The organism is Gluconacetobacter sp. (assembly GCF_047721585.1).
Lineage (GTDB): Bacteria > Pseudomonadota > Alphaproteobacteria > Acetobacterales > Acetobacteraceae > Gluconacetobacter > Gluconacetobacter dulcium.
In genome coordinates, this window is sequence record NZ_JBDNXE010000254.1 from 1 (window position 1) to 1,874 (window position 1,874).

General features: G+C 66.0%; 3 protein-coding genes. All 3 read right to left on the bottom strand.

All coding sequences use genetic code 11. From position 1 onward, the window contains the following. Window positions 1-85: 85 nt before the first annotated feature. Complete coding sequence (locus tag ABF821_RS20925; RefSeq protein WP_415531464.1) at window positions 86-553, bottom strand: hypothetical protein; 468 nt, start codon at window positions 551-553, stop codon at window positions 86-88. Next, window positions 550-789, bottom strand: coding sequence for a hypothetical protein (locus ABF821_RS20930; RefSeq protein WP_415531465.1), 240 nt, complete (start codon window positions 787-789; stop codon window positions 550-552). The genes ABF821_RS20925 and ABF821_RS20930 overlap by 4 nt, the downstream gene beginning before the upstream one ends. Window positions 790-794: 5 nt before the next feature. Further along, window positions 795-1,874, bottom strand: a 1,080-nt coding sequence (locus tag ABF821_RS20935; protein ID WP_415531466.1) for a hypothetical protein, incomplete at its 5' end; no start/stop codon positions are given.

Here is a 1,874-nt window from a genome sequence, read left to right on the forward strand (position 1 = left end):
CTGAAGCGGGCCGCGAGGTTTGGAACTGCGGGGCAATAGATTTGGAACCCTTTTTAAGGGGTGCTGAAGGGATGTTCAGCCGTGTCTAAGCCGGTTCTTTTTCCGGCTTGATACACCCGTCGGAGTTCGTTCGGTGCTCCTCCTGTGTCGCCACTTGAACCGGCAGCGAGACCTCTCGGAACGGGAAATCCGGGAATAGGGGGAAATCAGTCAACGGCAACCCAGCCCGCATTTCGAGGTCATGGCACCGTACGCGCGCCGAGATCGCCTCGGCATGCACCTCCTGGAGCACATCGGCCGCGATCCGCGCTCGTGCTCGCGCATCCATCTCATATGCCAGCGACCTCTCGCGTTCCGCGATCAGCGCCGTTTCGCGCGCCTGATAGGACGCCACCAATTGCAGCGCCTGCGTGCCGGCGTCCAGACGATCACGCCGGACCTGGGCATGATCGCGTGCGACTTTGGCGTACCAGCCGCCGCATGCCGCCAGCACCTCACTGATCGGCCCGGACCATGTTTGCAGCCACGATAGCAGCATTCCGGCCTCGATCACGCTGGCGGCGTATAGATGGTGCCGATCGGGTATTTGCCGTCCGGGTCGGCTGCCAGTGCGAACCCCTCGGGCACGGTCACCGTTTCCGGGCCGGCGATCTGTTGGGTGAGGATCACCTTGCCCTTTGGGTCGGCGACGACGGGAGCCGGCGTGACCACCTGATTGGTGTCGGGATCGGTATAGGGCGCACCCGTCACCGTAAAATCGACAGTGCGATAGAGGATATAGTTTCCCATCAGTGTTACTCCGCGATCCAGGCTGTGCCGTTGGAGATGACCGGGCAGAACGTCGCGCCGCCCCCGGTCGGAGACGCCATGAAATTGCAGGCGGTCGCATCGGTGACATAGGCGCGCGCGCCGACATAGCGCCGCCCATCGCTCGGAAGCGTCGCGACCGTGTAACCGCTGGCGATCTCCGCCCGAACACCCGCCGTCGTGGCAACGTTGCTTGAGTTATCGCCAGCAGCGGGCGTCGGAACTTGGACAGCCGCGCCAAATGTAGTGGGCACGGCGACCGTCATGTTGTCGTCCGTGCCACCAACAGTGAAAATATGGTTCCCGCCGCTATCATAGACGACGAGGTTACCGTCCCCCTGGAATGACAGTCGCCATACGCTGCCGGGGCCATAATGCGCGGAGTACTGACCACCGACTGTCGATGGGTAGATGTCGCCGCCGAGGTTCAACTGCGGCACCGACACCGCACCAGTAAAGACGGCCCCCGAAAGCTGCGCCAGCAACGCGTCCGCGTTGGCCCGCGCCGCCGCCTCGGTGCCGATATTGCCCTGCAATACCGCCTCGGCACCCGTCGCGCGGCTGGTCTCGGCCACAAGCCCGGCCTGCGTCGCCAGGGTGCCCAGATACGTGCCCAGATTGACGCTGCTGCCACCGGCCGGCACCACGGGCGCGCCGGTCACATCTCCGACGACTGGCACCATCACCCGCCCCTGCGCATCCAGCAGCGCGGCAGAGGGCACGGCGGCCTGCGCCGTCGCCTGCGCGGCATGGGCCACGCTGTCCGTCTCACCCAGCGCCGAAAGCGTTGCATAGGTCTCCGACGCCGCCTGCGCCGTCAGATAGGCCGACAGGTCGGACGATTTCGCCAGCGTGCCCAGATAGGCGCCCAGCGTGGTGGGGGAGCCGCCGGATGGCGTGACGGGCGCCACGGTCACATCTCCCGCGATCGTCAGCTTTACGCGGCCCTGCGCATCCAGCAGCGCGGCAGAGGGCATGGCCGCCGCCGCCAGCGCCTGCGCCGCGACAGTCGCCGCCTGCATCTGCGCCAGTGTCTGGCTGCCGACCATCGTGGCCGGCGCCAGTCC